Source organism: Streptomyces sp. TG1A-8, assembly GCF_030499535.1.
Taxonomy (GTDB): Bacteria; Actinomycetota; Actinomycetes; order Streptomycetales; family Streptomycetaceae; genus Streptomyces.
The window spans coordinates 3816623-3843140 of sequence record NZ_JASTLB010000001.1 but is presented as its reverse complement, the minus strand read 5'-3'; the positions used below and the strand labels follow the sequence as shown (position 1 = coordinate 3843140).

At 73.9% G+C, this 26518-nt stretch carries 27 protein-coding genes and 3 tRNA genes; 16 read left to right on the top strand and 14 right to left on the bottom strand.

Features of this window, described 5'->3' with window-relative positions; translation table 11 throughout:
• Nucleotides 1-66: 66 nt before the first annotated feature.
• Together QQY24_RS16725 and QQY24_RS16720 are read right to left on the bottom strand one after the other, a co-directional pair.
• Nucleotides 67-687: a GNAT family N-acetyltransferase gene (locus QQY24_RS16725; protein WP_301973493.1), complete on the bottom strand. Its 621-nt coding sequence runs from the start codon at nucleotides 685-687 to the stop codon at nucleotides 67-69.
• Nucleotides 680-2986: a penicillin acylase family protein gene (locus QQY24_RS16720; protein ID WP_301973492.1), complete on the bottom strand. Its 2307-nt coding sequence runs from the start codon at nucleotides 2984-2986 to the stop codon at nucleotides 680-682. The genes QQY24_RS16725 and QQY24_RS16720 overlap by 8 nt, the downstream gene beginning before the upstream one ends.
• A gap of 676 nt (nucleotides 2987-3662) precedes the next feature.
• Here QQY24_RS16720 and QQY24_RS16715 point away from each other — a divergent pair.
• Complete coding sequence (locus QQY24_RS16715) at nucleotides 3663-3959, top strand: type II toxin-antitoxin system VapB family antitoxin (RefSeq protein ID WP_301973491.1); 297 nt, start codon at nucleotides 3663-3665, stop codon at nucleotides 3957-3959.
• A 99-nt stretch (nucleotides 3960-4058) separates the two neighbouring features.
• Entirely contained in the window at nucleotides 4059-4715 is a 657-nt protein-coding gene (locus QQY24_RS16710; RefSeq protein WP_301973490.1) for a LytR C-terminal domain-containing protein, read from the top strand.
• Nucleotides 4716-4845: 130 nt separating this feature from the next.
• On the opposite strand, the gene upp is transcribed toward QQY24_RS16710, so the two are convergent.
• Nucleotides 4846-5481, bottom strand: a complete 636-nt coding sequence (gene upp, locus QQY24_RS16705; RefSeq protein WP_301973489.1) for a uracil phosphoribosyltransferase — start codon at nucleotides 5479-5481, stop codon at nucleotides 4846-4848.
• Between the two features lie 95 nt (nucleotides 5482-5576).
• Between upp and QQY24_RS16700 the strand changes: the two genes are divergently transcribed.
• From QQY24_RS16700 to QQY24_RS16665, 8 genes are all read left to right on the top strand, one after another.
• On the top strand, nucleotides 5577-5846 hold the full coding sequence (locus tag QQY24_RS16700) for a hypothetical protein (RefSeq protein ID WP_301973487.1): 270 nt from the start codon (nucleotides 5577-5579) through the stop codon (nucleotides 5844-5846).
• Between the two features lie 319 nt (nucleotides 5847-6165).
• Nucleotides 6166-6705: a hypothetical protein gene (locus QQY24_RS16695; RefSeq protein ID WP_301973486.1), complete on the top strand. Its 540-nt coding sequence runs from the start codon at nucleotides 6166-6168 to the stop codon at nucleotides 6703-6705.
• Nucleotides 6706-6764: 59 nt separating this feature from the next.
• The gene (gene tadA, locus QQY24_RS16690; RefSeq protein WP_301973485.1) at nucleotides 6765-7196 is read left to right on the top strand and encodes a tRNA adenosine(34) deaminase TadA; all 432 of its coding nucleotides are present in this window, start codon (nucleotides 6765-6767) and stop codon (nucleotides 7194-7196) included.
• A 45-nt stretch (nucleotides 7197-7241) separates the two neighbouring features.
• Nucleotides 7242-7326, top strand: a tRNA-Ser gene (locus QQY24_RS16685).
• Nucleotides 7327-7500: 174 nt separating this feature from the next.
• On the top strand, nucleotides 7501-7674 hold the full coding sequence (locus tag QQY24_RS16680; RefSeq protein WP_301973484.1) for a hypothetical protein: 174 nt from the start codon (nucleotides 7501-7503) through the stop codon (nucleotides 7672-7674).
• Nucleotides 7675-7690: 16 nt separating this feature from the next.
• Entirely contained in the window at nucleotides 7691-7984 is a 294-nt protein-coding gene (locus QQY24_RS16675; protein ID WP_301973483.1) for a Dabb family protein, read from the top strand.
• 174 nt (nucleotides 7985-8158) lie between these two features.
• Entirely contained in the window at nucleotides 8159-9031 is an 873-nt protein-coding gene (locus tag QQY24_RS16670; RefSeq protein ID WP_301976268.1) for an RNA polymerase sigma factor SigF, read from the top strand.
• Between the two features lie 269 nt (nucleotides 9032-9300).
• Nucleotides 9301-10236, top strand: a complete 936-nt coding sequence (locus QQY24_RS16665) for an RNA polymerase sigma factor SigF (protein WP_301973482.1) — start codon at nucleotides 9301-9303, stop codon at nucleotides 10234-10236.
• Nucleotides 10237-10437: 201 nt separating this feature from the next.
• Here the strand turns inward: QQY24_RS16665 and QQY24_RS16660 are convergent, their stop codons facing one another.
• Nucleotides 10438-10632: a hypothetical protein gene (locus QQY24_RS16660; protein WP_301973481.1), complete on the bottom strand. Its 195-nt coding sequence runs from the start codon at nucleotides 10630-10632 to the stop codon at nucleotides 10438-10440.
• 206 nt (nucleotides 10633-10838) lie between these two features.
• On the opposite strand from QQY24_RS16660, the gene QQY24_RS16655 reads away from it, so the two are divergent.
• From QQY24_RS16655 to QQY24_RS16645, 3 genes are all read left to right on the top strand, one after another.
• Complete coding sequence (locus tag QQY24_RS16655) at nucleotides 10839-11333, top strand: MarR family winged helix-turn-helix transcriptional regulator (protein WP_301973480.1); 495 nt, start codon at nucleotides 10839-10841, stop codon at nucleotides 11331-11333.
• Nucleotides 11334-11346: 13 nt separating this feature from the next.
• A complete protein-coding gene (locus QQY24_RS16650) occupies nucleotides 11347-13866 on the top strand; it encodes an MFS transporter (RefSeq protein ID WP_301973479.1) in 2520 nt (839 codons plus the stop codon).
• 106 nt (nucleotides 13867-13972) lie between these two features.
• A complete protein-coding gene (locus tag QQY24_RS16645; protein WP_301973478.1) occupies nucleotides 13973-14794 on the top strand; it encodes a YceI family protein in 822 nt (273 codons plus the stop codon).
• Here QQY24_RS16645 and QQY24_RS16640 read toward each other — a convergent pair.
• Nucleotides 14777-15487, bottom strand: a complete 711-nt coding sequence (locus QQY24_RS16640) for a GAF and ANTAR domain-containing protein (RefSeq protein WP_301973477.1) — start codon at nucleotides 15485-15487, stop codon at nucleotides 14777-14779. The two genes, QQY24_RS16645 and QQY24_RS16640, sit on opposite strands and share 18 nt — an antisense overlap.
• Nucleotides 15488-15780: 293 nt before the next feature.
• Here QQY24_RS16640 and QQY24_RS16635 point away from each other — a divergent pair, with 293 nt between their 5' ends.
• Nucleotides 15781-16128, top strand: coding sequence for an STAS domain-containing protein (locus QQY24_RS16635; protein WP_301973476.1), 348 nt, complete (start codon nucleotides 15781-15783; stop codon nucleotides 16126-16128).
• A 55-nt stretch (nucleotides 16129-16183) separates the two neighbouring features.
• A complete protein-coding gene (locus QQY24_RS16630; RefSeq protein ID WP_301973475.1) occupies nucleotides 16184-16654 on the top strand; it encodes a PPOX class F420-dependent oxidoreductase in 471 nt (156 codons plus the stop codon).
• A gap of 93 nt (nucleotides 16655-16747) precedes the next feature.
• On the opposite strand, the gene QQY24_RS16625 is transcribed toward QQY24_RS16630, so the two are convergent.
• The 7 genes from QQY24_RS16625 to QQY24_RS16595 form a co-directional block, all read right to left on the bottom strand.
• Complete coding sequence (locus QQY24_RS16625) at nucleotides 16748-17509, bottom strand: TetR/AcrR family transcriptional regulator (protein WP_301973474.1); 762 nt, start codon at nucleotides 17507-17509, stop codon at nucleotides 16748-16750.
• 213 nt (nucleotides 17510-17722) lie between these two features.
• Nucleotides 17723-19867: a glycosyltransferase family 39 protein gene (locus tag QQY24_RS16620; RefSeq protein ID WP_301973473.1), complete on the bottom strand. Its 2145-nt coding sequence runs from the start codon at nucleotides 19865-19867 to the stop codon at nucleotides 17723-17725.
• A complete protein-coding gene (locus QQY24_RS16615) occupies nucleotides 19864-21336 on the bottom strand; it encodes a bifunctional glycosyltransferase family 2/GtrA family protein (RefSeq protein WP_301973472.1) in 1473 nt (490 codons plus the stop codon). Before QQY24_RS16615 ends, QQY24_RS16620 begins: the two co-directional genes overlap by 4 nt.
• Nucleotides 21337-21349: 13 nt before the next feature.
• Nucleotides 21350-23053, bottom strand: a complete 1704-nt coding sequence (locus tag QQY24_RS16610; protein ID WP_301973471.1) for a HAMP domain-containing sensor histidine kinase — start codon at nucleotides 23051-23053, stop codon at nucleotides 21350-21352.
• Nucleotides 23050-23790 (bottom strand): response regulator transcription factor, encoded by a 741-nt coding sequence (locus QQY24_RS16605; protein WP_301973470.1) that lies wholly within the window; start codon nucleotides 23788-23790, stop codon nucleotides 23050-23052. Before QQY24_RS16605 ends, QQY24_RS16610 begins: the two co-directional genes overlap by 4 nt.
• Before the next feature lie 131 nt (nucleotides 23791-23921).
• A complete protein-coding gene (locus QQY24_RS16600; RefSeq protein WP_301973469.1) occupies nucleotides 23922-24794 on the bottom strand; it encodes a DUF2797 domain-containing protein in 873 nt (290 codons plus the stop codon).
• Nucleotides 24795-25009: 215 nt separating this feature from the next.
• Nucleotides 25010-25384 (bottom strand): HGxxPAAW family protein, encoded by a 375-nt coding sequence (locus QQY24_RS16595; protein ID WP_301973468.1) that lies wholly within the window; start codon nucleotides 25382-25384, stop codon nucleotides 25010-25012.
• Nucleotides 25385-25467: 83 nt separating this feature from the next.
• Between QQY24_RS16595 and QQY24_RS16590 the strand changes: the two genes are divergently transcribed.
• Nucleotides 25468-25959: a helix-turn-helix domain-containing protein gene (locus tag QQY24_RS16590; RefSeq protein WP_301973467.1), complete on the top strand. Its 492-nt coding sequence runs from the start codon at nucleotides 25468-25470 to the stop codon at nucleotides 25957-25959.
• A 169-nt stretch (nucleotides 25960-26128) separates the two neighbouring features.
• Here the strand turns inward: QQY24_RS16590 and QQY24_RS16585 are convergent.
• Nucleotides 26129-26201 (bottom strand) — tRNA-Arg (locus QQY24_RS16585).
• A gap of 203 nt (nucleotides 26202-26404) precedes the next feature.
• Nucleotides 26405-26495: transfer RNA gene (locus tag QQY24_RS16580), tRNA-Ser, on the bottom strand.
• Nucleotides 26496-26518 lie beyond the last annotated feature (23 nt).

Genomic DNA, 26518 nt, shown 5'->3' with positions numbered 1-26518 from the left:
CCCTCCGTCCGGGGACCGCGCGGCCCGCGTGCCCCCACCCCGGTACGGACGGACGGGGCGCGGCGCTCAACGGGGGCCGGGGCCGGCCGGGAAGGCCGCCTCCCGGGTGAGGAAACCCAGCCGGGCGTGCTTCTCGGGCAGGTGGACGTCCGGCAGGTCGACTTCGGGGAGGACGACCGCGGGGCCGCGTTCGAAGCCCTGGCGGTCGAAGCGGGCGATCGCCCTGGTGTTGCGCACGTCCGGGTCGACCACGATCCGCCGGCGGTCCAGGGTCAGCAGGGCGTACGCCGTCACCGCGGTCATCAGGGCCCCCGTCCAGCCGGGACGGCGGCCGTCCGGTCCGGCGGGCGCGAGGAGGAGGTGGAGGCCGATGTCACCGGGGCGGACCGGGTAGCACTCGCCGACCCGGTCGGCGCCGGGCTCGTAGGTCTGGAGCAGGGCGGCCGGTTCGCCGTCCTTGGTGACGAGGTGGGCGTGGTGGGTGTCGAGGGTGGCCATGTGGGCGTAGATCTCGGCCACCCGGGTCACGGAGAGGCCGTTCATGCCCCAGAAGGCGGCGCGTTCCCCGCTCACCCAGGAGTGGATCACGGGCGCGTCGGCCGCCGGGTCCAGGGGACGGATGCGGACGGTGCCGTAGCCGCCGATCCGCTGCTCGTGGACGGGGGCGGGCCCCGTGGTCTCAGCCATCGGACTCCTCTGCTCGGACTGTGTGCTCGGTCTGCTCGGCGTGCTCGGTGCCGTCGGCGCCCCCGGTGCCGCACGCGTGTCCGTCGGGCGTGAGCCGGGTCCAGTCGGTGACGACCGGGACGAGGTCTCCGCCGAGCCACAGGGGGAGCTGGTCGCGGTGGTGGGGGGAACCGGGTACGCCGTCGGCGCCGAAGGGGACGACCCAGCGGCTGTCCTCGCGGCGGGCCAGGTCCCAGACGTAGCGGGCGGCCGGACCGCGGGGCACCAGGTCGGTGACGCCGGGCACGGCGGAGGTGCACAGCACGCAGTCGTGGTCGCCGCCCACGCCCGGCTCGTCGTGCGGCTCCCCCGGCAGTGCCCGCCAGGGGGCCAGGCGGTGGGTGTCGGACCAGGTGCCGGCGGGGGGCGCGGCCGCGGTCTCCTCCAGTGCCGCGCGGACGAAGACGGCGCGGTCGATGCCGTACAGCTCCTCGGCCCGCAGCAGGTGTTCGAGGGCGTGGCCGATGCGCGGGACCAGGGCGAGCCAGGGGAGCAGGACCTCCGGGTAGGCGGGCGGTTCGGCGAGGGGGGCGAACGCGGGGTGCGCGGCGAGACGGCGTACGACCGCCGTGCGCAGGGCCGCGAAGGCCGCCGCGTCGGTGCTGCCGGCGTCCATGCGGCGGTCCCAGGCCAGCAGGCGGTCGCGCAGGCGGGCCGCCTCGGGGCCGAGGCCGTCGAGGGCGGCGAGGTGGTCCAGCAGGGGCGCGGCGGAGGCGAGGAGGGTGTCGGTGTGGATCGCGGGCAGGGCGGCGGCGGACCAGGTGCGGCGCTCCCGGAGCAGGGCGCGGATGCGGTCGGCGCGGTGGGGCGGGGCGAACTCGGTGCCCAGGGGCTCCGCCGGGCCGCGCTGGTTGGCCATCACCGCGATGCCGTCGTCCAGCGCGGCGTACGGCATCGCGTGCCAGCCCCGCCAGTCGTGCCCGGGGCGCCAGGCGGGGACCGGCCGGACGCGGTTGGCGTGCGCGCGGACCGGCACGCGGCCGGCGACGCGGTGGAGGGTGCCTCCCGCGGTGTCGGCCGCCTGGACGACGTTCACCGGTTCGGCCCAGGTGTCGAGGGCGCGGTCGACGTCGGCGACGGTGCGGGCGCGCAGCAGGGGCAGCAGGGAGGCGAAGCCGAGGTCCGCCGTGACGCGGGGCGGGTAGCGCAGGGCCATGGCGGTGGGCGCCCCGGCCGCGTCCCCGGTCCCGCCCGCGGCGCCCGTGGGAGGCGTGCCGCCGGGTGCGGGGATGTCCCGGGCGCGGCGGGCGCCGTCGGCCGCCGGGCCGTCCCCGGCGGGCGTGCGGTCCGGCCCGCCGGGGGCGGGCGGCCGGAGCCCGGTCGCCCCCGCCTCCAGGCTCTCCGGGCCGCCGGCGATCACCGGCCCGCGGTCCGTCTCGATCACCTCGACCTCCACCGGGGGCTCCCCCGCGACCCGCACGGTCTCGGTGTGGCGGACGGCGCGGTGCCAGCGGCCGTCCGGGCCCAGGGCCTCGACGCCGGCGCCCGTGCGGCGCAGGCGTTCGCGGTACAGGTCCTGGTAGTCGGCCATGGCGTTGGTGACGGCCCAGGCGACGGTGCCGGTGTGGCCGAAGTGGGCGATGCCGGGGACACCGGGGACGGCGAGGCCGACGACGTCGAACTCGGGGCAGGACAGGCGGATCTGCTGGTAGACGCCGGGGTCCTCCAGGAAGCGGTGCGGGTCGCCGGCGAGGAGGGCGTGACCGGTGTCGGTGCGCGCGCCGGAGACGAGCCAGCCGTTGCTGCCGGCGGTGCCGGGGCCGTCGGTGGCGAACAGGGCGACCGCCCCGGGGCCCAGGTGGCGTACCGCCTCCTCGCGCCACAGCTTGGCCGGGAAGCCGGCGAAGAGGATGTGGGTGCCGAGCCAGACGCCGAGCGGGGTCCAGGGCCGCCAGCGCCCGGGGGCGAGACCGGTCGCGGTGAACTCGGGTGCGCGGCGGGCGCCGTCGGCCAGGGCTTCGTTGACGCCCTCGACGTAGGCCCGGACCCAGTCCGCCGTCTCCGGGTCCTGCCGCTCCAGGGCGGTGAAGCAGCGTCTGGCGGTGTCGTCCAGGCGGGCGCGGCGGGCGAAGACGTCCCAGGACAGGTGGGAGGCGCCCAGGAAGGCGGCCGAGGTGCCCCGGAAGCGGTGCCGCTCCACCTCGATCTGCCAGGCCCGGTCCAGGGCGGTCACCCGGCCCTGGGCGCGGGCGAGTTCCCTCGCGCCGGCGGCCCGCAGGTGCGGAATGCCCCAGGCGTCGCGGTAGGTCTCGGTGGTCACCCGGATCCCCCTTCGGTCCAGTGGAAGCACGTGCGCCGTCGGACAGGACCGCGCCAATCAATTAGGTGAGGCTTACCTAATCCTTGGGCATCGTACGTGAGCCGTGACGGGGCGGGACGGCAGGGCGCGCCCCGGCGGGCCCGCGGGGCGTGCTGACGCTGGTGGGCGGCTGGCGGCTGGCGGCTGGTGCTCGTCGGCGCCGTCGAGATCGGCACCGCGGTCCGCGTCCGCGGACACGCCCACCGGGCACCCGGCACGGTGTGACCCGGCGGGGGCGGTTCCGCGGCCGGGCTCCGTCCACACCCTGTGCACAAATCCGGGACACTCCCGCCGGGGACCGTCGCGCAGCCCCGCCGGGGCCCGGGCCCGCAAGGCGGTCCGCCGGCTCGCGGGCGCGGTCCGGTCGGGCGGCCGGTGGACGCCGACCCTTTCGGGCGGACCCGGTGTCCGGGCCGCGCGAGCGGGTCCGGAACTCCCCGGAGCGGGGCCTGCCCGGCGGCGGTCCCCCCGGCCGCGGCACGGGGCGGCGCGCCGCCCGCCGGCCCGGCCGCCCCTCCCGGCGGACCGCCCGGACCTCCCCCGGTTCCCGGTATGGTCCGTTACGCCACGGCTTTTCCGGCGCCGCACTCCGTCGCCGCGGCTGCGCCCGGAACGTCTCGCCCGGTAGGCTTTCCGTGTGATCTTCAAGCGCATCGGAAACGGCCGGCCGTACCCCGACCACGGCCGGGAAAGCACCCGGCAGTGGGCGGACGTCGCGCCGCGCCCGGTCCGCCTCGATCAGCTCGTGACCACCAAGCAGCAACTCGACCTGGAGACCCTGCTCGCCGAGGATTCGACGTTCTACGGCGACCTCTTCGCGCACGTCGTGAAGTGGCAGGGCAACCTGTACCTGGAGGACGGTCTGCACCGGGCGGTGCGCGCCGCCCTCCAGCAGCGGCAGGTGCTGCACGCGCGGGTGCTGGAACTCGACTGAGCTCGGCGCGACACGGCCGTTGACCCTTCCGGGTTCCGCTGAGCGGCATTCGCTGATCATCTAATAGGCATCGCCGCTCAGGCGCACTACGCTGCGCCCATGAGCATGCTGACTCCCCCGGGCATGGGCGGCAAGTACCGGATCAGGGGCGACAAATACCCCCGGATGCGCCCTCGCCGGAAGCGCGGCAGGCTCGCGCTGGCCGCGGTGGCGTCCGTCGCCGCGCTCGGCCTGATCGGCTGGGGCACGCTGCAGCTCGTCGACGTCTTCACGGGCGGCGGCGACCGGACCCCGGCCACCGGCACCACGGCGGACTGCCGTCCGAGGACGAGCACCGCCGTGCACACGGTGGCGCTGCCCGAGCCGGCCGGGATCACGGTCAACGTCTACAACGCCACCCGGCGCAGCGGGCTCGCCAAGACCACCGCGGACGAGCTGCGGAAGCGCGGCTTCAGGATCGGTGACGTGGGCAACGCGGCCGAGGAGTTCGACAAGAAGGTCAAGGGCGCCGGCATCCTGCTGGGCCCCGCCTCCGCGCTGAACACCTCGCTGCCGGTACTGGCCACCCAGCTGGCCGGCGCCGAACGCCGCACCGAGGCCGGCCGCAAGGGCACGGACCTCGACCTGATCATCGGCGACGGGTTCAGGACCCTCACCGCACGGCCGGCCGCCGACCGGGCGCTGACCGAGCTGAGCGCACCCGATCCGGCGGCCGACGCGCCGAAGAAGGCCTGCCCGCGGGAGAGGACCGGCTGACGGCCCGCCCTCCCGCCGCAACCGCGGGGCCGGGCACGCGGCCGGCACCCGGCGGCGCGGAACCGGCCCGGCGCAGCGCGGCTGAACGCCGGTCCCGCAGGGAACCCGCCCGGACCGCGCCGCCCGGCGGCTACTCCGCGGCGCCGTACAGCCGGTCCCCCGCGTCGCCGAGGCCGGGGACGATGTAACCGTGCTCGTTGAGGCGCTCGTCCACCGCCGCCGTCACGACCGTCACCGGAGTGCCCACCAGGTCGCGCTCCATCACCTCGACGCCCTCGGGGGAGGCGAGCAGGACCACGGCGGTCACGTCGTCGGCGCCGCGCCCGATCAGCTCCCGGATGGCCGCGACCAGCGTGCCGCCGGTGGCCAGCATCGGGTCCAGGACGTACACCTGACGGCCCGAGAGGTCCTCCGGCATCCGGCTGGCGTACGTGGAGGCCTGCAGCGTCTCCTCGTTGCGGATCATGCCCAGGAAGCCCACCTCGGCGGTCGGCAGCAGCCGCATCATGCCGTCCAGCATGCCGAGGCCGGCCCGCAGGATCGGCACGACCAGCGGGCGCGGGCGGGCCAGCTTGACACCGGTGGTCGCGGCAACCGGCGTGTGGATGTCGACGGCCTCGGTCCGCACGTCCCGGGTGGCCTCGTAGGCGAGCAGGGTGACCAGTTCGTCGGCGAGCCGCCGGAAGGTCGCGGAGTCGGTGCGCCGGTCGCGCAACGTGGTGAGCTTGTGGGCGACCAGGGGGTGGTCGACGACGTGGAGACGCATGCCCCAACAGTAACCGCGTCCGAAACCGCCCCGCGTTGGCATCAAACCGCCCGTGCGAGGGAAGGTGGGAGGGACGGACACGGGGTGGTGTGACTGTGCCAGACCTGCCTGACCTGCCTGATCACGACAGCGGTGCCCACGCGGCCCGCTCCTCCGCCGACGCGGGCGGCGCCGGCGCGGCCGGCGGCTCCCCGGACTCCGCGCGGGCGCAGCGGCCCGAGACGGACGCCGAGCGGCGCCGCCGCCGCGCCAAGTTCCTGCGCGACCTCGCCGAGGCCCGCGAACTGCGCGCCCGCGTCCAGCCCCGGCGCGCCAAGGCGGCCCGGCTGCGGCACGCCATGCGCATGCGGACGTTCCGCTGGTAGCGAAGGCCGGCCGTACGGTTCCGTGGACGGCCCCGGTGCGGAAGACCGGGACCGGCGCCGACGTTTCCCGGGCGGGTGTGCGTGAACACCGGGGGAAGGCCGCGTACGATCCGCAGGTGGTGGCGACGGGTGCGGTCGTGGGTGGTTTTCGGGTCCACGATCGAAACAGCCGGACACAGGGGGTCGAAGACGTCCCCTGAACGCCTTGTTTCTGCCACGATTCCGAGTGGGCGGGGCTCGGAACACGAGCTCCTCCCGCCCAGAACCTCCGCCGGGGGGACCCCCGACCGGCACACCTCAGACCAGTGGGAGAGTCACGGTGTACTTCGCCGCACTGCTCGCGCGCACCGAAGACGGGTGGGAAGCGAGCGACACAGAGCTCGACGACGTGGAGACCCTGTCGGATCTCGCCGACCTGGCCCGGGAAGCCTCTCCCGACGAGGACACGGTGCTCGTCCTGATCGAGCAGGAGGACGCCTGGTTCGGCGTCGTACGCGTGGACGGCGAGGAGGACCCTCGCATCTACGTGTCGGACGCCGCCGCCGCCGCCCGCAGTGCCTACGGTGAGCTGTTGCTCACGGACGAGTTGCTGGGCCGGGAACCCGGTGCCGACGACGGCCCGGACCTGGACGCCCTGGACCTCGACGGCACGGAGGACGGCGAGTCCGAGGACGAGGACGAGGACGAGGAGGTGAGCCCGTCCGCCGACGCGGTGCCGCACAGCCCCGTGGGCGACAGCGAGATCCTCGACGACCTGGGCGTCGGCGAGAAGGAACTGCGCGCCCTGGAGGCCGACGACGCGCTGGGCGCGATCGCCGAGGCCCTGGGCGCCTCGGAGGTGCTGGAGACCGTCCGCTGAGCGCACCGCAGAAGACGGACCGGGTCCCGGACCCGGTCCGTGACCGCTGGCGGGCCGCGATGCGGCTCGCCCTGACCGAGGCCGGGTCGGCCGCCCGGGGCGGAGACGTCCCCGTCGGCGCCGTCGTGCTGTCCCCGGACGGGACGACGGTGCTCGCGGCCGGCCACAACGAGCGCGAGGTCACCGGCGACCCCACGGCCCACGCGGAGGTCCTCGCGCTGCGGCGGGCCGCCGCGCAGCTCGGCGACTGGCGGCTGACCGGCTGCACGCTCGTGGTCACCCTGGAGCCGTGCACGATGTGCGCGGGCGCCCTGGTCCAGTCCCGGGTGGACCGGGTGGTCTACGGGGCCCGCGACGACAAGGCGGGTGCGGCCGGCTCCCTGTGGGACGTCGTGCGCGACCGGCGGCTCAACCACCGGCCCGAGGTCGTCGAGGGCGTGCTGGCGCAGGACTGCGCGCGCCTGCTCACGGAGTTCTTCCGGAACCGGTGAACACCGATTTCGGCCCCTGCCCCGCCGTGCTGTAAGGTCTCCCTCGGTAGCGTGTCCGAGCGGCCGAAGGAGCTCGCCTCGAAAGCGAGTGTGGCGCAAGTCACCGAGGGTTCAAATCCCTCCGCTACCGCCGAAGAGGGGCCCCGTCGCGAGACGGGGCCCCTCGTGCGTCGCCCCGGCGCCCGTCCCGGCGGCCCGGCAAGGGCCCTCGCGGCGCGTCCCCTTGACGTCCGGCGGGGTCGTGAAGGTTACACTCGCCGCCGGCAACAGGGGCCCACGGGGCACAGGCACAGGGGAGGCCGCGGTGGCGGTGAACGCCAAGAAGATCGCCGTGTACGTGCTCGTGGTCTTCGCGCTGTACGTGATCATCACGGACCCGGCCAAGGCCGCCGACTACGTCCAGATAGGCTTCGAGGGCATATCGGACGCCGCCAAGGCCATCGGCGACTTCATGACCTGGATCGCCGACGGCGCGTAGAGCTGAGGTACATCCCATGATCCGCCACCTGGTCCTCTTCAAGCTCAACGAGGGCGTCCGGCGCGACGACCCGCGCGTCGAGGCGGGCGCGGCGGCCTTCCGCGCGCTCGGCGGCCTCATCGAGGAGCTGCGCTTCTGGGAGTGCGGCTGGAACATCAGCGACCGGCCGATCGCCCACGACTTCGCGATCAACTCGGCCGTCGAGGACACGGACGCCCTCAAGCGCTACCTGGAGCACCCGGCCCACCAGGCGGGCGTCGCGCTGTGGCGGGAGTTCGCCACGTGGGTGATCGCCGACTACGAGTTCTGAGCGTCCGGCCCCCGCGGCCCTCCGCCGGAACGGCGGGGGGCCTTCTCGCGCTCCGGGGCCCAACTCGGCGGTGTTCGGCCACAACACGGGGTTATGCGGTGCTTGCACACAGTGCACACGTCTTGTGATGCTATGACCGCTTTTGACGGATGATGGACGGACGAAGAGGTGGCGTTGACCGTGTCGGCCAGTACCGCGCCGCCCCAGGCGGAGGCCCCCGCCCCCGCCGCTCCCCCGCCCGACCCCGGCCCCGCTCCCGAACCCGAACCCGCCCCCGAGAAACGCCGCGGCGCCGACACCCGCGCCCTGACCCAGGTGCTCTTCGCCCAGCTGAAGGACCTCACCCCGGGGACGCCGGAGCACAACCGGGTGCGCGGAGCGCTCATCGAGGCCAACCTCCCGCTCGTGCGCTACGCCGCCGCCCGCTTCCGCTCCCGCAACGAGCCCATGGAGGACGTCGTCCAGGTCGGCACCATCGGCCTGATCAACGCCATCGACCGCTTCGACCCCGAGCGGGGCGTGCAGTTCCCGACCTTCGCGATGCCGACCGTCGTCGGCGAGATCAAGCGGTACTTCCGGGACAACGTCCGCACGGTCCACGTGCCGCGCCGGCTGCACGAGCTGTGGGTGCAGGTCAACAGCGCCACCGAGGACCTCACCACGGCCTTCGGCCGCTCGCCGACGACCGCCGAGATCGCCGAGCGGCTGCGCATCGGCGAGGAGGAGGTGCTGTCCTGCATCGAGGCGGGGCGGTCGTACCACGCCACCTCGCTGGAGGCCGCGCAGGAGGGCGACGGGCTGCCCGGCCTGCTGGACCGGATCGGCTACGAGGACCCGGCGCTGGACGGCGTGGAACACCGCGACCTGGTCCGCCACCTCCTGGTCCAGCTCCCCGAACGCGAGCAGCGCATCCTCCTCCTGCGGTACTACAGCAACCTGACCCAGTCGCAGATCAGCGCGGAGCTCGGCGTCTCCCAGATGCACGTCTCCCGGCTCCTGGCGCGCAGCTTCCAGCGACTGCGGTCGGCGAACCGGATCGACGCGTAACCGCACACCGGAACACCCGTTCACCGCCAGGAGCGAATCACGCATCCGGGCGGTTCCCGACAGTCGGCGGCCGACGGCCCGTCAGACCCCGTCCCTGCAGGCGCGATTCACCTCACACATGTCGACATGTCACTACAGCGCGTTGCCGACATGTGACATTCTGCGGGAAGCGCGTTTGCCGGAACTCCGGCGCCGGTATTCAGGTGAGGGCTGCGTTGCTCGACGAAGGCACCGCCGCCGCGACCGTCCCGCGACCCAAAGGGGGTGGCATGTCCGCAGATCAGGGCAGCTCGAAGGTGCTCACGCCCACGAGCGAGGCAGCGCCCATGGAACTCGACGCTCTCGACGTGCTCGACAGCTTTGCCGGCGTACCGACGCTGGAGGCCCTGCCGGCCCCCGCCGCACCGGCCGCCGCCCCTGCCCCGGCCGCGGTGGCCCCGGCGGACATCGACACCCGCACCCTGTCCCGCTCCCTGTTCCTGCGGCTCGCCGCACTCGGCGAGGACAGCCCCGAGCGCGCCTACGTCCGGGACACCCTGATCGAGCTGAACCTCCCGCTCGTGCGGTACGCGGCGGCCCGCTTCCGCTCCCGCAACGAGCCCATGGAGGACATCGTCCAGGTCGGCACCATCGGCCTGATCAAGGCGATCGACCGCTTCGACTGCGAGCGGGGCGTGGAGTTCCCCACGTTCGCCATGCCGACGGTCGTGGGCGAGATCAAGCGCTTCTTCCGCGACACCTCGTGGTCGGTGCGGGTGCCGCGCCGCCTCCAGGAGCTGCGCCTGGCCCTCACCAAGGCCAGCGACGAGCTGTCCCAGAAGCTCGACCGCTCCCCGACGGTCACGGAACTGGCCGCGGTCCTCGGCGTCTCCGAGGAGGACGTGGTCGACGGCCTCGCGGTCGGCAACGCCTACACCGCCTCCTCGCTCGACTCCCCGGCCCCCGAGGACGACGGCGGCGAGGGGTCCCTGGCCGACCGCCTCGGCTACGAGGACAGCGCGCTGGAGGGCGTGGAGTACCGCGAGTCCCTCAAGCCGCTGCTGGCCAAGCTCCCGCCCCGGGAGCGCCGGATCATCATGCTGCGCTTCTTCGCCAACATGACCCAGTCGCAGATCGGCGAGGAGGTCGGCATCTCGCAGATGCACGTCTCCCGGCTGCTGACCCGGACGCTGGCCCAGCTGCGGGACGGGCTCATCTCCGACTGAGCCGCACGGTCCGGCGGGGGACCGGCCGTTTTGGCCGGCACCGCGGACGACGACATGGACGCACGACGGCCGTCGGCGCCGCCCCCGGGGGCGGCGCCGACGGCCGTCGTGCGTCCGGTGGAGCGGATCTCCCGGAGGCCCCGCCCGGGGTTCCTTCGCCGGGCCGGTCCCGCGAGCCCGGCAGGGTCCGGGCGGGAGGCCCTAGCCGAGCGCCAGCCAGGCCACGGCGGCGACGACGGCCACGGCCGCGACGATGCCGATGATCAGACCCACGCGGGGGCCGGAGGGCGCCGCCTGCTGCTGCCGGCCCCGAGGGGCCTCGTCGACGAACGCGCGGAACATCTGGGTGCTGCCTGCGGGGTCGTGATTGCCCTGGGGGCCCTGGGTGTTAGCCATGGGCCGAGACACTAGCGAAGACGGGCCCCGTGGCCCAAGTGGGGGGCTCCCGGGACAGACGGGGGCAGGACACCCACGTCCACCTGCATATTCACTCCAGCAACACTTGCCTTTGCCAAGTTTTTGCACCCCGGCACGCCCGCTTGTTTGCCTGCAGCAACCAACCGGACTTATGGTTGCCTCAAGCAACGAATACGGGAGGTGTGATGGCCGAGCAGGCGCAGTTCGAGGAGCTGGCGCGTCAGCTCAGTGCCGTCGGAGCCGTGAAACGGGACATGGGGCGGATCCTGCCGCCCGACTGCCCGGCCGGCTCGGCCGCCGTGCTGACGCTGCTCGGCCGCCACGGTGCCATGCGCATGAGCAAGCTCGCCGAGCTGCTCGCCGTCGACATGTCGGTCACCAGCCGGCACGTCGCGCACGTCGCCGCGCGCGGCTGGATCGAACGGTCACCGGACCCGGCGGACAAGCGCTCGCGCATCCTGCGCCTGACGCCCGCCGGCTGGGAGCGGCTCGACGACCTGTACCGGCGGACCACCCATCTGCTCGCCGACCGGCTGAGCGACTGGACCGACGACGAGGTCGGCCAGCTCATCCAGCTGATGACGCGCCTGCGCGCGTCCTTCGGCGAGTGCCGGTCCGCGCCGCCGCGGCCGCCCGCCCCCGTAGTCGAAGAGACCACCCGTACACCCGCAAGCACGTAAGCAAAGGAAGCCCATGGCAACGACCACACCAGCCGGTGTGCGGGCTCACGCCAAGCACGGGGGAGGCTCCGACGCCCACGCCCCGATGACGCACCGGCAGATCATGGAGGCCCTGTCCGGGCTACTGCTCGGCATGTTCGTGGCGATCCTGTCCTCCACGATCGTCTCCAACGCCCTGCCGCACATCATCGGGGACCTCGGCGGTGGCCAGTCCGCCTACACCTGGGTGGTCACCGCCGCCCTGCTGTCGATGACCGCGGCCACTCCCCTGTGGGGCAAGCTCGCCGACCTGTACAGCAAGAAGGCGCTCGTCCAGATAGCGCTCATCATCTACGTGGTCGCCTCCATGGCGGCCGGCCTGTCGCAGAACCCCGGAATGCTGATCGCCTGCCGAGTGGTGCAGGGCATCGGCGTCGGCGGTCTGTCCGCCCTGGCCCAGATCGTCATGGCGGCGATGATCTCCCCGCGCGAGCGCGGCCGTTACTCCGGCTACCTCGGCGCCACCTTCGCCGTCGCCACCGTCGGCGGCCCGCTGCTCGGCGGTGTCATCACCGACACCTCCTGGCTGGGCTGGCGCTGGTGCTTCTACGTCGGCGTGCCCTTCGCGGTCATCGCGCTGATCGTGCTGCAGAAGACCCTGCACCTGCCCGTCGTCAAGCGTCAGGTCAAGGTCGACTGGGGCGGCGCGACGCTGATCGCCGCCGCCGTCTCGCTGCTGCTGGTCTGGGTCACCTTCGCCGGTGACAAGTACGACTGGCTGTCCTGGCAGACCTACACGATGGTCGCCGGCTCGGTCGTCCTCGGCGCGCTGTTCGTGCTGGTGGAGGCCAAGGCCAGCGAGCCGATCATCCCGCTGCGCCTGTTCCGCAACCGCACCATCACCCTGGCCTCGCTCGCCTCGCTGTTCGTCGGCGTCGCGATGTTCAGCGGCACGGTGTTCTTCAGCCAGTACTTCCAGCTGGCCCGCGACAAGTCCCCGACGATGTCCGGTGTGATGACGATCCCGATGATCGGCGGCCTGTTCGTCTCCTCGACCGTCTCGGGCCAGTTCATCACCCGCACCGGCCGCTGGAAGGCCTGGCTGGTCAGCGGTGGCGTGCTGGTGACGGCCGGTCTGCTGCTCCTCGGCGGCATCCGGTACGACACGGAGTACTGGAAGATGGCCATCTTCATGGCCATGCTGGGCCTCGGCATCGGCATGATGATGCAGAACCTGGTGCTCTGCACGCAGAACCAGGTCGCGCCCTCCGACCTCGGCTCGGCCAGCTCCACGGTCACCTTCTTCCGCTCCCTCGGCGGTGCGGTCGGCGTGTCGGCCCTCGGCGCGGTCATGGCCCACCGGATCACCGACTACGTCAAGGACGGCCTGTCCGGCCTGGACCCGAAGTACGCGGCCGCCGTGTCCGGCTCCGGTTCCACCGACACCATCCCGGACATGGACACGCTGCCCAAGCCGCTGCGCACCCTCATGGAGAGCGCGTACGGCCACGGCATCGCGGACGTGTTCGTCATCGCCGGCTGCCTCGCCGCCGTCGCCTTCCTGATCACGCTGTTCATCAAGGAGGTCCCGCTGCGGACGAAGGGCGCCCTGGCGCTGGCCGCCGAGGGCGACGCCCCCGCCGTGGACCCGGCCGCCGCACCGGCCGTCGCCGAGGCGCAGGTCCCGGCCGCGGTCGCCGCGACCGCCCCCGGGGCGGAGGACACCGCCACGGCCACCGTCCAGCAGCCGGCCGCCTTCGCCTCGGCCGCCGCACCGGCCCCGGCCGGCAACGGCGGCACCCCGGTGCACGGCTTCGTCCGCGGCGCCGAGAGTGCCCCGGTCCCGCAGGCCGCGGTCACGCTGATCTCGCTCGCCGGCCGCCAGCTGGGCCGCTCGGTCACCCAGGCCGACGGCTCCTACACGCTGGCCGCCCCGGGCACGGGCTCGTACGTCCTGATCGCCTCCGCCGACGGCTGCCAGCCGCAGGCCTCCACGATCGTGGTGGGCGAGGAACCGCTGTCGTACGACATCCTGCTCAGCGGCACCAGCGGGCTGACCGGTGTGGTCCGGGCGGCCGGGAACGCGCTGCCGGTCAAGGACGCCATGGTGATCGTCACCGACGTGCGCGGGGACCTGCTGGCCACCGCCGCCACCGGGGAGCAGGGCGAGTTCGCCCTCACCGACCTGGTGCCGGGCGCGGTGACCGTCGCGGTCAACGCAAACGGGTTCCGGCCGCGCGCGCTGCCGGTCGAGGTCTCGACCACCGGCATCACCCGCGTCGAGGTCGACCTGGACGCCGGCGCCCGGCTCCAGGGTGTCGTGCGGGCCCCGCACGGCCCGCTCACCGACGCCCGCGTGACGCTGGTCGACGCGGCGGGCAACGTGGTCGGCACGGCCACCACCGGGTCGGACGGGGCGTACGCCTTCACCGACCTGGACGGCGGCGACTACACCGTCATCGCGACGGGGTACCCGCCGGTGGCCACCGCCCTCACCGTCTCCGGCCCCGGAGTCGACGACCACGACATCGAACTCGCCCACCCCGGCGAGTAGGACGACCCCCGGCCCGTGGCGCGTGCCGCCGCTCACCCAGTGGCGGCCGTGCCGCGGGCCGGTTTCTTGTGACCCAATTTGTAAGGCTTTTCAGGGAGAAAACGGGATGGGACTGACCGCGAAGATCCGTACGCGCGACGGATGGGCCGTGTCGCACGCGGTCGTCACGGTGACCGACACGACCGGCGCGCAGGTGCTGCGGGCCGAGGCGGACGCCGAGGGGGCCGTACGGGACACCACCGAGCTGGCGCCGGGGGCGTACACCGTGATCGTGACGGCCGTCGGGTACGCGCCCACCGCCTCCAGCGCGATCGTCACCGCGAGCGGCCGGGCCGAGATCGGGGCCGTCACACTGGCCCGGCAGGGCGGCGCCGAGCTGCCCCCGCCCGGCCCGTGGACCATCGACCCGGTGCACTCCTCCGTCGCCGCCGTCGCCCAGCACCTGGGGATCTCCAGCGTGCACGGCCGGTTCACGGAGTTCGGCGGCACGATCGAGATCGCGCCCGACGACGTCTCCAAGTCCCGGGTGGAGGCGGTGATCCGGGCGGCGTCCATCGACACCGGCAACGGGATGCGCGACACCCACCTGAAGTCCGCGGACTTCCTCGACGTCGAACGGCACCCGGAGATCACCTACCGCTCGACGGACCTGACGGCCGCCGGCCCGGACCGCTGGACCGTGCACGGCGAGCTGGCGATGCACGGGATCGTCCGGCCGGTGGACCTCGACCTCGCCTACCTCGGCACCGGCGCCGACCCGTGGGGCGGCACCCGGGCCGCCTTCCGCGCCACCACCGAACTGCGCCGCGAGGACTTCGCGATGAACTACAACCAGGTCCTCCAGGCCGGCATCGCCGCCATCGGCACGACCCTCAGGGTCGAGCTGGACGTCCAGGCGGTCCAGGGCGCGTCACTGCCCGCCGCCTGACGGGCCCCGGCCGCCCGCCGGGGCGGACGACGGGTTCTCCGCCGTCCCCACGATCCGCCGGGCCAGGTCGCGCAGCTTGACGTTCTCCCGCTGGGAGGCGCGGACCAGGCTCTCGAAGGCCGCCGAGGCGTCGATGTCGAGGCGCTCCATGAGGATGCCGGTGGCCTGGCCGATCAGGTCCCGGGTGCGCATGGCCTCGGTGAGCTGCTCGCGGACGGTCACCGAGTTCAGGGCCAGGCTGACGTGCGTGGTGAACAGCCGGCCCAGGCGGGTGGCCGTCTCGTCGAAGGCGTGCGGGTCGCGGGAGTAGGCGGTGAGCACCGTCAGCCGGCGCTTGTCGGCGCGCAGCCGCATCGACAGCACCGAGCGCAGTCCCAGGTCGGACAGCGGGCCCTCCTCGGCCGCGTCCCCGCCGTCCGCCGTGCGCACCACCGACGAGGTCCACAGCCGCTGCCAGTGCGGCAGGTCCGGGGCCTCCGCGTCGCGCACGATGTCGTCGGTCCAGGCGACCGTGCGGCGCGCCTCGCCCCGCTCGATCTCGGAGATCCCGGCGTGCTCGGCGCCCGGCAGCAGGTGCACGGCGAGCCGGACGGCGGTGCGCAGGGTGGCGTGCGGGGTGGTGGTCTCGTGCAGTTGCCGAGCCGCCACCGTGAGCGCTTCGGCCAGCTCCAGGCCGACCGGAAAACGGGTCACATCGGAAAAGTCAGACGAAGCCACCACGAACCTCTCGGATGACACGGCCGTACGGCCATGCTCAGGAGAGCTCCGCAGCACATTCCCGACTGCGAGCACACGACAGGTGCACTTTAGCTGCTCCATTGCGGTGAAGTGGTGTCCGGCCGTTCCTCGGACACCGGCCGCCTTCCGTCTCCCGCCCGGCCGTGGTCCAATGGGGACTTCGGTCAGGAAGTGGCCCCGGATTTTCGTCCGCCCGGAACCCGGGCGGACCCCCGACCACCGTCCGCCTCCCAGGTGAGAGTGCCGCCGTGACCTTCCAGCCGACCCCGTGCGTGCCCCGCGACCTGCCCGGCCGCACCGTGCTCGCCTTCCCCCCGGACGTGGACCTGTCCAACACGTCCGAGCTGTACGCGCACATCGTCTCGGTCGCCCGCGTCCGGCGGCCCCGCCTGCTGGTGCTGGACCTGACCCGCACCCGGTTCATGGACTCCCAGGGGGCCCGCCTGATCGATGACGTGAGCCGCCTGCTGCACCCGCACACCCGGGTCCGGGTCGCCGCCCCGCCGGACGGCCTGCCCAGCCGCGTGCTGATGCTGACCGGGGTGCGCCGGGACGTCCCGGTGTACGACCACCCGGACGAGGCGCTGGCCGCCTGAGAATGTGCCCGACAGGGTCAGGCCGAGCAGGCCGGTCCCGCTCTAGAGTGCGTCCATGGCACCGAACATCGCGACGAACACCCATGTGACGCTCGACGAACTCCTGGACTTCGTACGTCCCCGCCACCGTGCGATCCTGCTCACCCGGCGCGCCGACGGCAGTCCCCAGGGTTCCCCGCTGACCTGCGGGGTGGACGACTCGGGCCGGATCGTGGTCTCCACCTACCCCGAGCGGGCCAAGACCCGCAACGCCAAGCGGGACCCGCGGGTCGGCCTGATCGTCCTGAGCGACGAGTGGAACGGCCCCTGGGTGCAGGTCGACGGCACCGCCGAGGTCCTCGACTGCCCCGACTCCGTGGAGCCCCTGGTCGAGTACTACCGCAACATCGCCGGCGAACACCCCGACTGGGACGAGTACCGCCGGGCGATGGTCGAGCAGGGCAAGTCCATCATCCGGGTGACTCCCGAGCGCTGGGGCCCGGTGGCGACCGGCGGCTTCCCGGCCCGGCTGGCACAGGAGCGGTGACCCGGCCGGCCCGGCGGGCGGACCCGTGCCCGGCTCGCGCCGCGCCCGGCGGGTGCCGGCGCGGCGCCGGGCTCGGCGTCCGGCGCGGCGCGGTCAGCCGCGGGCGACCATCGCCTCGATGCCGGCGATCAGCAGGTCCAGGGCGAAGGTGAAGTCGCGGTCCATCATGTCCGCGACGTCGGCCCCGCCCCGCGCCGCCCTGAGGTCCCTCGACTCGTGGACCGCGTCGGCCGTCCCCGGGTCGTCGGCCACCTTGCCCATGGCCTGCTCGACGTACTCGTCCGGGGTGAGCCCGGTGTCCGCGGTCCGGGCGAGGAAGTGGCCCTCGACCGTGCCGTAGCCGTACACGAACTGGAAGACGGCCGAGATCGCCCCGGTCACTCCGTGCGCGGGCAGCCCGGCCCGGCGGACGACCCGCTGGACCACTCGGGAGAAGGCGAGGAAGTGGGGGCCGATGTTCAGGTAGCGGCCGGCCAGCGGCGACATCCACGGGTGCCGGACCAGCAGCGCCCGGTAGGCGGTGGCCAGCTCCCGCAACTGCTCCCGCCAGTCGGCCCCCTCGTCCTGCGGGTCCGGCAGGCGCAGCTCGCCGAAGGCTGCGTCGAGGGCGAGTTCGAGCAGGTCGTCCTTGGTGTCGACGTACCAGTACAGGGACATCGCGGTGACGTCCAGCTCACCGGCCAGCCGCCGCATGGAGAACTTCGCCAGCCCCTCGGCGTCCAGCAGCCGCACCGACGCCCCGGTGATCCGCTCCCGGTCCAGACCCGACGGCTGTCCGCCGCGCCCACCGCGCCGGGGCGCCCGCTCCGCCAGCCAGACACTGGTCCACGCCGACCGCGCGGCCGCCTTCGCCATCGACGCACCTTCCTCCCACCCGGGCCACTCCCGACGATGCCAAGTGTCCGGGACCGCGGGGGCCGGGACGAGCGGGACCGGGGAAAACGAGGGAAACGAAAGGAACGAGGGGAACGAGGGGAACGAGGGGAACGAACAGCGCCGTACCCCGTACGGCGCCGGCCGTACGGGGTACGGCAGTTCTCCCTCGTGCCAAGCGTCCCTCCGGGCCCGTCAGCCGCCCGTGCGCCGGGTCAGGTCGTAGAAGGTGGCCGAACCGACCGTCACCTTCTTGAAATTGGCCTCGACCCAGGACGTGATCCGGGACGCGGTGCCGCTGTCGCCGCCGCCCATGCCGCCGCCCGCGATGAAGTAGTGGATCTTCCCGTCGGCCACGTACTCCTCGAACCGGGCCGGTGTCGGGGACGGGTCGGTGCCGTTGAAGCCGCCGATCGCCATCACCGGCTCACCGGTGGCCAACTGGTAGCTCGCGGCGTTCTGGGAGCCGATGGAGGCGGCCACCCAGGTGTACCGGTCCGCGTCCGCCGCCAGCAGCTTCTTGGCCCCGGAGCCGACGTCCGCACCGTTCAGCAGGCCGCCCGTGCCACCGCCGCCCTCCCCCGCGGCCCCGCCGGGGAAGCCGTTGCCGCCGCGCTGGGTCCGGCCCTGGGCGTTGCCGTTCCGGCCCGGCAGGCCCCCGCCGGGGAAGCCCTGGCCCGGCGGGGTTCCGTTGCCGTTCTGCGGGCCCGGCTGGTTCCGCCCCGGCGCCGTGCCGCCGAAGCCGCCCCGCGCCCCGCCGGGACCGCCGCCGCCGAAGCCCATCGTGCTCGCGCCCGCCGGACCGGCCGTCGGGATGGAGCCGGTGTGCGCGGAGTCCACCGTGCTCAGGGTGTACGCCGTCGGCCCGGCCAGCGCGGCCGCCAGGCCCACCGCCGCCGCCGCGAGCGCGAACCGGCGGGGAGCGCGGCCCGCGAAGACCAGACCGAGCGCCGCCGCGAGGCCGCCGACCAGGACCAGCCACTTCAGCCAGGGCGGATAGGCGGAGGTGCGGTGGAGCAGGACGTAGCCCCAGGCCGCCGCGGCCACCACGGAGGCGGCGAGCGTGACCGACGCCCAGGTCTCCCTGCGCCTCTCCCACAGGAGCCCGGCGCCCATGCCGGTCACGGCCGCGAGGTAGGGGGCGAGGGCGACCGTGTAGTACTGGTGGAAGATGCCCGCCATGTAGCTGAAGACCACCACGGTGATCAGCAGCGAGCCGCCCCACACCAGGAACGAGGCGCGCGTGACGGACGTGCGCCGGGCCTTCCTGGTCGCCCACAGGCCGGCGGCCAGCAGGATCAGCGCGGCCGGCAGCAGCCAGGAGACCTGGCCGCCGATCTCGGAGTTGAACATCCGGTTCCAGCCGGTGGCGCCCCAGCGGCCGGCACCGTTGCCGCCCCCGCCGCCCACGCTGCCGGTCTCGTCGCCGCTGATGCGGCCGAGGCCGTTGTAGCCGAAGGTCAGCTCCAGGAAGCTGTTGTTCTGCGAGCCGCCGATGTACGGGCGGGACGAGGCCGGCCACAGCTCCACGGCCGTGACCCACCAGCCGCCCGACACCACGAGCGCGACGGTCGCCAGCCCCAGCTGCACCAGCCGCTTCACCGGCGCGACCGGGCCGCACACGGCGTAGACGACCGCCAGCGGCGGCAGGATCAGGAAGGCCTGCAGGGTCTTGGCGAGGAAGGCGAAGCCCACCACCACGCCGGCCCACACCAGCCACCGGGTCCGCCCGTCCTCCACGGCACGCACGACGAGGTAGCAGGCCAGCGACATCAGCAGGGCCAGCATCGCGTCCGGGTTGTCGAACCGGAACATCAGCGCCGCGACCGGGGTCAGCGCGAGCACCGCGCCCGCGATCAGAGCGGCCGCCGGGCCGAACCGGCGCCGCACTCCGGCGTGGACGACCGCCACCGCGCCCACGCCCATGAGGACCTCGGGGGTGAGGATCGCCCACGCGTTCAGGCCGAAGATCCGCACCGACAGCTCCATCGGCCACAGGAAGGCCGAGGGCTTGTCGACGGTGATGGCGTTGCCCGCGTCCAGCGAGCCGAAGAAGAACGCCTTCCAGGACGTGCTGCCGGCCTGGACGGCCGCCGAGTAGAAGGAGTTGGCGTAGCCGGAGGCGCCCAGGTCGTACAGGTAGAGCACGAGGGTGGCCGCCAGCAGGCCGAGAAGGGCCGGGCGCGCCCAGCGCGGGTCCTCGGGCCGGCCGCGCCACAGCCTGCGCACCAGCGGCTGCCGGGGCTCGCCGGCCGCGGGTTCCCGCGGGGGCGCCGTGGGCGGCGGCCCCCAGGCGGCGGGGGTGCCGGGGCCGGTGGGCCGGTCGTAGGGGGTGGTCATCGGAGGTCCCCCGGATCGGTGTCGCGCGGGTGTGCCGGCCGCGGTCGCGCGGTGGTGTCGCGCCGGCGGTCGTCCGCGGCGTCACCGGCGCGGACCCGGGCGGTCGGGTACGGGACGTACCCCTGGTACGGCAGCGGGCGCCGCGGGAGCGGCGGGTACGGAGCCGCCGTGCCGTGCGCGGACGGACGGGGGGCGGGGACCGCGGCCGCCGCCGGGCCGCCGCCGGACCCGCCGCGGTCGGGGAACACCCAGGCGCGGAAGAGCAGGAAGCGCAGCACGGTCGCGGCGAGGTTGGCGACGACGAGGACCGCCAGTTCGGTGGGGTGCCCGGGGTCGTCGGTGGCCGCGTTCAGGGCGGCCAGCGAACCGCTGGTCAGGGCGAGTCCGACGGCGAAGACCACCAGGCCCTGCGCCTGGTGCCGGACGGCACCGCCCGGGCCGCGCACCCGGAAGGTCAGCCGGCGGTTGGCGGCCGTGTTGGCGACCGCGGAGACGAGCAGCGCCGGCGCGTTGGCGGCCTGCGCGCCGGCGAACTGCCGGAAGCCGCTGTAGAGCAGCAGGTAGAACAGCGTGGACAGGCCGCCGACCACGCAGAACCCGACGAGCTGGCGGGCCAGTCCGTTGGGCACGTCCTGGATCTCGCGGTCGCGCGGGTCGTCGCCGAAGGGGCGGACGAGCCGGTCCAGCGGCAGCGAACCGGTGGCCAGGTCCCTGCCCACCCGCCACACCCCCTTGAGGTCGTCGGTCGCGGTCCGCACGAGGTGCACGGTGGAGTCGGGGTCGTCGACCCAGTCGACCGGCACCTCGTGGATCCTGAGCCCGGCCCGCTCGGCCAGCACCAGCATCTCGGTGTCGAAGAACCAGCCGGTGTCCTCCACCAGGGGCAGCAGCTCCCGGGCGACCTCGCGCCGGATGGCCTTGAAGCCGCACTGGGCGTCCGAGAAGCGGGCCTGCAGCGAGCCGCGCAGGACGAGGTTGTAGGCCCGGCTGATGAACTCCCGCTTGGGGCCGCGCACGACCCGCGAGGAGCGGGCGAGCCGGGAGCCGATCGCCAGGTCCGAGTGGCCCGAGATCAGCGGGGCCACCAGCGGCAGCAGGGCGTTGAGGTCGGTGGACAGGTCGACGTCCATGTAGGCGAGGACCGGCGCCTCGGACGCGGACCACACCGCCCGCAGCGCCCGCCCCCGGCCCTTCTGCTCCAGCCGGAAGGCGGTGACCTCGCCGATCTCCGCCGCCAGCCGCGCCGCGACCAGCGGGGTGGTGTCGGTGGAGGCGTTGTCCGCGATCGTGATGCGGAAGGCGTACGGGAAGGTGCGCGCGAGGTGCTCGTGCAGTCTGCGCACGCACGGCTGGAGGTCCTTCTCCTCGTTGTGGACGGGGATCACCACGTCCAGGACGGGCGTACCGGCGTTCCCGGCCGGGATGTGCTCCCGGGCCGGCAGGGTGCCGGGAGAAGAGTCGGTTCGCATGCGACGACTCTCCTCACCGGCGCTGTCGGGCCCGTGTGGTGGTGCTGTGCCGTGCCTGTGAGTCCGGCCGCCGCCGCGTTTCGGCCGCGGGCGGGTGCACGTCCGAAACGGCCGCGGGCAGGTGCACGTCCGGGACGGGCGCGGGCAGGTGCACGGTGAACACGGTGCGCCCGGGGACGCTGTCCACGGTCACGGCGCCGCCGTGCGCGGTCGCGACGGCCTGCACGATGGCCAGGCCCAGGCCGGTGGACCCGGTGGCGCGGGAGCGTGCGGAGTCGCCCCGCGCGAACCGCTCGAAGACGTGCGGCAGCAGGTCCGGGGCGATGCCCTGCCCGTCGTCCTCGACGTCGACGCACGTCCAGGGTCCGCGCCGCTGCACGCGCGCGGTGACGGTCGTCCCCGGCGGGGTGTGCTTGCGGGCGTTGCCCAGCAGGTTGACGAGCACCTGCTGCAGGCGGGCCGCGTCCGCGCGGACCGGCGCGGGCTCGTCGGGCAGGTCTAGCCGCCAGTTGTGGTCCATGCCCGCCGCGCGGGCGTCGCTGACGGTGTCCACGACCAGCGGGACCAGGTCGGTCCGCTCGAACTGCAGCGGCCGGCCCGCGTCCAGGCGGGCGAGCAGCAGCAGGTCCTCGACGAGGAGGGTCATGCGGCCCGCCTCGGACTCGATGCGGCCGAGGGCGTGCCGGGTGTCGGGTCCGACCCGTTCGCGTCCGCGGCGGGTGAGTTCGGCGTAGCCGCGGATGGAGGCGAGCGGAGTGCGCAGCTCGTGGCTGGCGTCGGCGACGAACTGCCGCACCCGCGTCTCGCTCTGCTGGCGGGCGTGCAGGGCGCCGTGTACGTGGTCGAGCATGCGGTTGAGCGCGGCGCCGACCCGGCCGACCTCGGTGTGCGGGTCGCACTCGGCCTCCGGGACGCGTTCGCTGAGGTTCACCTCGCCGGTGTGCAGCGGGAGTTCGGAGACCCGGGTGGCGGTGGCGGCCACCTTGCGCAGGGGGCGGGTGGCGACGCCGACGATGACGGCGCCGGCCAGGGACGCGGCGATCAGACCGGCGACGGTGACGCAGACCTCGACGAGGACGAGGGTGTCGACGGTGCCGTCGACGTCCGCGGTCGGCAGGGCCACGTAGAACCGGTCGCCGCCGGCCGCACCGGCCGTGTACTCGACGCGGTACTCGCCGAGCCCGGGCAGCTCCACGGTGTGCGCCCCGGCGTCCTTCGGCACCGAGGCGAGCGCCGTCCTCTGCGCGGGGGTGAGGGCGTCGGCGCTCATCCTCCTGTACGCCCCGTAGTCGTCCTTCTGCTCCCTGGCGACGGCCGCCGAGACGACCGAGCCGTCCCGCACGTAGGCCGCGACGGTCCCGGCCTGGGTCGGGCCCACGGTGAGGAGGCCGTCGACCTTCTCGCCGGGAGTGCCCTGCGAGGTGGCCCCCTGGCCGGGACCGGTGGTGCTTGCCGAGGCGGAGTCCGGCAGGCCGGGGTCCACCGGGAGGACCCCGGCCGACCGCGGCTGCATGCGGCCGGCCGCCCGCCGGGCGATGTCCGTGACCTTGCCGTCCAGCTGGTCGTACAGGTGGCCGCGCAGGGCCAGGGTGGTCACGGTCCCGATCACCGTGCAGACCACGGCGATCAGCGTCACGGACGCGACGACGAGCCGCGTCCGCAGGCTGCGCGGCTTGCCCGCCCGTCGCTGCGCACGCGGCCGTCGCCGTCCGCTCACGACACGGCGGGCTTGATCAGGTAGCCGGCCCCGCGCCGGGTGTGGATCATCGGCTCCCGGCCGGCGTCGATCTTCCGGCGCAGGTACGAGATGTACAGCTCGACGACGTTGGCCTGCCCGCCGAAGTCGTACGACCAGACGCGGTCGAGTATTTGCGCCTTGCTGAGCACCCGCCGCGGGTTGCGCATCAGGAAGCGCAGCAGCTCGAACTCGGTGGCGGTCAGGTGGATGGACTCCCCTGCCCGCGACACCTCGTGGCTGTCCTCGTCCAGGGTCAGGTCCCCGACCACGAGCACGGACTCGGACCGCCGGTCGGCGGCACCGGACCGGCGGATCAGCCCCCGCAGTCGCGCCACGACCTCCTCCAGGCTGAACGGCTTGGTGACGTAGTCGTCGCCCCCGGCGGTGAGCCCGGCGATGCGGTCCTCCACGGCGTCCTTGGCCGTCAGGAAGAGGACGGGCACGTCCGGCAGTTCGCGCCGCAGCCGCCCGAGGACGGTCAGCCCGTCCATGTCGGGCAGCATCATGTCCAGGACGACGACGTCGGGACGGAACTCACGGGCGGCCTGCAGGGCGCCCTGCCCGTCGCCCGCACTCCTGATCCGCCAGCCCTCGTAACGCAGGGCCATGCTCAGCAGTTCGGTGATCGACAGTTCGTCATCCACCACCAGCACGCGGACGGGGCTCCCGTCCGGCCTCAGCAGTTCGGTGCGCCCCTGGGGCGAGGTCGTGGTCATGGTGGACACCATGGCGGGGGCCTCTGAGAGGACACTTTCCGAAGTCTGTGATTTCTCTGAGAAACGCGCGGGAGCGGCCCGGCGAACCCCGGCGGGCGGGCGCGCCCGCGGCCGCGCGCCCGCGGCACCGGTCAGAACAGCGCGTCCGGCACCACCCGGAACTCCCGCCAGGGAAAGGTGAGTCCGCCGCTGCCCGCCACCGCGGGACCCAGCTCCCAGCCGGTCATCAGCCGCGTGTCCAGGACGACGGCACCGCGTCCGGGAACCGCCAGGTGCAGGTCGGGCCCGGCGGCCGCGACCAGCTCCCCGTCCACGCTCCCGCCCGCCCGGAGTCCGAGCACGGCGCCGGCGGCGGGCGGTGCGTCACCGAGCCCGAACACCGTGAAGTGGTCCACCGGCCGGCACGGCTCCCGGACCAGCGACTCGGGCCACCCCTCCAGGGCGACGGCCCGGGCGTGCAGCTCCCGCACCTGCGCCGCCCGCTCGGCCCGTTCCCCGGGCAGCCCGGCCCGTACCGCCCGCTTGCGGGCGTACGGGATCCGGTCCGGCACCGCGAGGGCCGCGCGCAGCAGTTCCTCGGTGCGCCGGGCGGCCATCAACGGCCCCGTGCCCAGCCAGCTGAAGCACACGGCCCCCTGCTCCAGCAGCCGCGCCGGCCCCCGCTCGACGGCGGTGATGCCGACCTTGACCATGTCCGGCCCGAACCACGCCAGGTACACCCGGTACAACCGCGGATCACCGGCGAAGGTGTCGGCGGCCACCGAGTGCGCCCGGTCCAGCCGCGCGCACTGCGCGCACCGGGCCCCCGTGCCGCGCGCCGGCACCGCGGCCCGCACGGGACACGCGTGCCCCCGCGCGCCCACGCACCGCCGGACACCGTCACCGGCGACCCCGAACGCGATCCGCCGGCCCCGGACCAGCACGCTGCGCCGCCCGCCGCCCCACACCAGCACGGGCCCGCCCGGCGTCCAGCGCAGCCCCGAACACGTCCATCCGCATGCCATCACCGGTGAGGGTAGGGGACGGGACCGACAGCACCCCTGCGCCGTCACCGCACCGGCGCGGGCGACACCGCGACCCGCCCGCGAGGACCACGCCCCGGCAGGTCGCGCCCGTAAGGTCGCCCCCGGGCGCGCGCACCGCCCCGGACGCCCGCCCACCCGCTTGCGCCCCGTGCTCCGGGACGGCCGGCTGAAACCGCGTTCCGTCCGCGGTGCCTTCACTCGACGGGGGACAGGGGCCTCGCCCCGGCGCGCACCGTACCCGGCACCACGGACGCCTCCGCCGCGGCCGTCGGCACCCCCCTCCGTCCCGCCAGCCGGCAGCCGAGGCACTCGGGGTGCCCCTCACGGGCCCGGGTGTCCCGGACCCGCATCCCCCACTGCTCCCGCGGCCGCACCCCGGGCGGTTTGCCCCACCCGGAGAGGTGCAGGACCCACGTCACCACGGCGCTCAGGGCCACGATCACCAGCCCGCCCACGACGGCCGGCGCGGAAACCGTGCACACCCCCACCCCCGTCACCGTGCACCCTGCGGTCGCGATGCCGACACCGATCCAGCCGGCGAGCGTGTGACCCTCGTCGTACAGACTCATGGAGCCACCTCCAGGAACATTTTTCTCTCACGAGCTAAGAAGTTATCGCCACCAATATCTCACGAACTAAGGAATTCAGGAAGATGGACGGCACGCCCCGACCGCCCGCCACCCCCGCACAGGCGCTGTCGGCGATGGACCACCTGATCGCCGCCCACCTGATCGGCCAGCAGGAACTGGCCCGGCGGCTGGGCCTGAACGTCACCGACCTCACCTGCTTCGGCTTCGTGCTGGAGGCGGGGGAGGAACTGCTCACCGCCGGCGACCTGGCGGCCCGCGCCCACATCACGACGGGCGCGGTGACCGGTGTCCTCAACCGCCTCGAACGCGCCGGCTACGTCACCCGCCGCCCCGACCCCGCGGACCGCCGCCGCGTCCGCGTGGCCGCAGTACCGGCCGCGGTCAGCCGCGTCGAAGCGGTGTACGCGGGCCACTACCAACGCCTCTCGGCCCTGTTCTCCGCCTACTCCACCGAGGAACTGGCAACCATCACCGACTGGTTCACCCGCGCGACGGCACTGGCCCACCAATCCCTGGAGGCGATCCACGGGAACGACCCGCGGGGGGACCGCTGATCCCCCTCCCGGCACGCACCGCAGGCCCCGGACCCCTCCGCGGCCTGCGCCCGCCGGTCCCCGTCCTCACCTCCGGCGTTCCCGCACGCCCCTTCCGGCCAGGACACCCGCGCTTTCCCACCCCGGAAACGCCGAAGGCCCCGGATCTCTCCGGGGCCTTCGTTCGATGTGCACTCGGCAGGATTCGAACCTGCAACCTTCTGATCCGTAGTCAGATGCTCTATCCGTTAAGCTACGAGTGCTTGTCTTTTGTTTTCCTCGTCTCCGTTCCCGGCCCTTTCGGTCCCGCTCCCGGCGACAGGAAGAACATTACATGACTGCCGCCGTCATGTGAAATCCGATCCGCGCACCCCTTGTGAGCTGCGGAAACGCCGATCCGGGGTGGGTGTGGGGTCCAGGAACGCCGAAGCCCCGGTCCTGGGGACCGGGGCTTCGGGATCAGCTGCGGAGGCGGAGGGATTTGAACCCTCGATGGGCTTTGAGGCCCAAACCGCATTAGCAGTGCGGCGCCATAGACCGGACTAGGCGACGCCTCCAGCACAACCGCTCACACGAGCGC

Bases quoted from the DNA above. Each gene is read 5' to 3' on its own strand.
- QQY24_RS16725 (WP_301973493.1), bottom strand. From the start codon at position 687: ATGGCTGAGACCACGGGGCCCGCCCCCGTCCACGAGCAGCGGATCGGC.
- QQY24_RS16710 (WP_301973490.1), top strand. From the start codon at position 4,059: ATGAGCATGCTGACTCCCCCGGGCATGGGCGGCAAGTACCGGATCAGG.
- upp (WP_301973489.1), bottom strand. From the start codon at position 5,481: ATGCGTCTCCACGTCGTCGACCACCCCCTGGTCGCCCACAAGCTCACC.
- tadA (WP_301973485.1), top strand. From the start codon at position 6,765: ATGCGGCTCGCCCTGACCGAGGCCGGGTCGGCCGCCCGGGGCGGAGAC.
- QQY24_RS16675 (WP_301973483.1), top strand. From the start codon at position 7,691: ATGATCCGCCACCTGGTCCTCTTCAAGCTCAACGAGGGCGTCCGGCGC.
- QQY24_RS16665 (WP_301973482.1), top strand. From the start codon at position 9,301: ATGTCCGCAGATCAGGGCAGCTCGAAGGTGCTCACGCCCACGAGCGAG.
- QQY24_RS16660 (WP_301973481.1), bottom strand. From the start codon at position 10,632: ATGGCTAACACCCAGGGCCCCCAGGGCAATCACGACCCCGCAGGCAGC.
- QQY24_RS16655 (WP_301973480.1), top strand. From the start codon at position 10,839: ATGGCCGAGCAGGCGCAGTTCGAGGAGCTGGCGCGTCAGCTCAGTGCC.
- QQY24_RS16650 (WP_301973479.1), top strand. From the start codon at position 11,347: ATGGCAACGACCACACCAGCCGGTGTGCGGGCTCACGCCAAGCACGGG.
- QQY24_RS16645 (WP_301973478.1), top strand. From the start codon at position 13,973: ATGGGACTGACCGCGAAGATCCGTACGCGCGACGGATGGGCCGTGTCG.
- QQY24_RS16630 (WP_301973475.1), top strand. From the start codon at position 16,184: ATGGCACCGAACATCGCGACGAACACCCATGTGACGCTCGACGAACTC.
- QQY24_RS16625 (WP_301973474.1), bottom strand. From the start codon at position 17,509: ATGGCGAAGGCGGCCGCGCGGTCGGCGTGGACCAGTGTCTGGCTGGCG.
- QQY24_RS16620 (WP_301973473.1), bottom strand. From the start codon at position 19,867: ATGACCACCCCCTACGACCGGCCCACCGGCCCCGGCACCCCCGCCGCC.
- QQY24_RS16615 (WP_301973472.1), bottom strand. From the start codon at position 21,336: ATGCGAACCGACTCTTCTCCCGGCACCCTGCCGGCCCGGGAGCACATC.
- QQY24_RS16605 (WP_301973470.1), bottom strand. From the start codon at position 23,790: ATGACCACGACCTCGCCCCAGGGGCGCACCGAACTGCTGAGGCCGGAC.
- QQY24_RS16600 (WP_301973469.1), bottom strand. From the start codon at position 24,794: ATGGCATGCGGATGGACGTGTTCGGGGCTGCGCTGGACGCCGGGCGGG.
- QQY24_RS16595 (WP_301973468.1), bottom strand. From the start codon at position 25,384: ATGAGTCTGTACGACGAGGGTCACACGCTCGCCGGCTGGATCGGTGTC.
- QQY24_RS16590 (WP_301973467.1), top strand. From the start codon at position 25,468: ATGGACGGCACGCCCCGACCGCCCGCCACCCCCGCACAGGCGCTGTCG.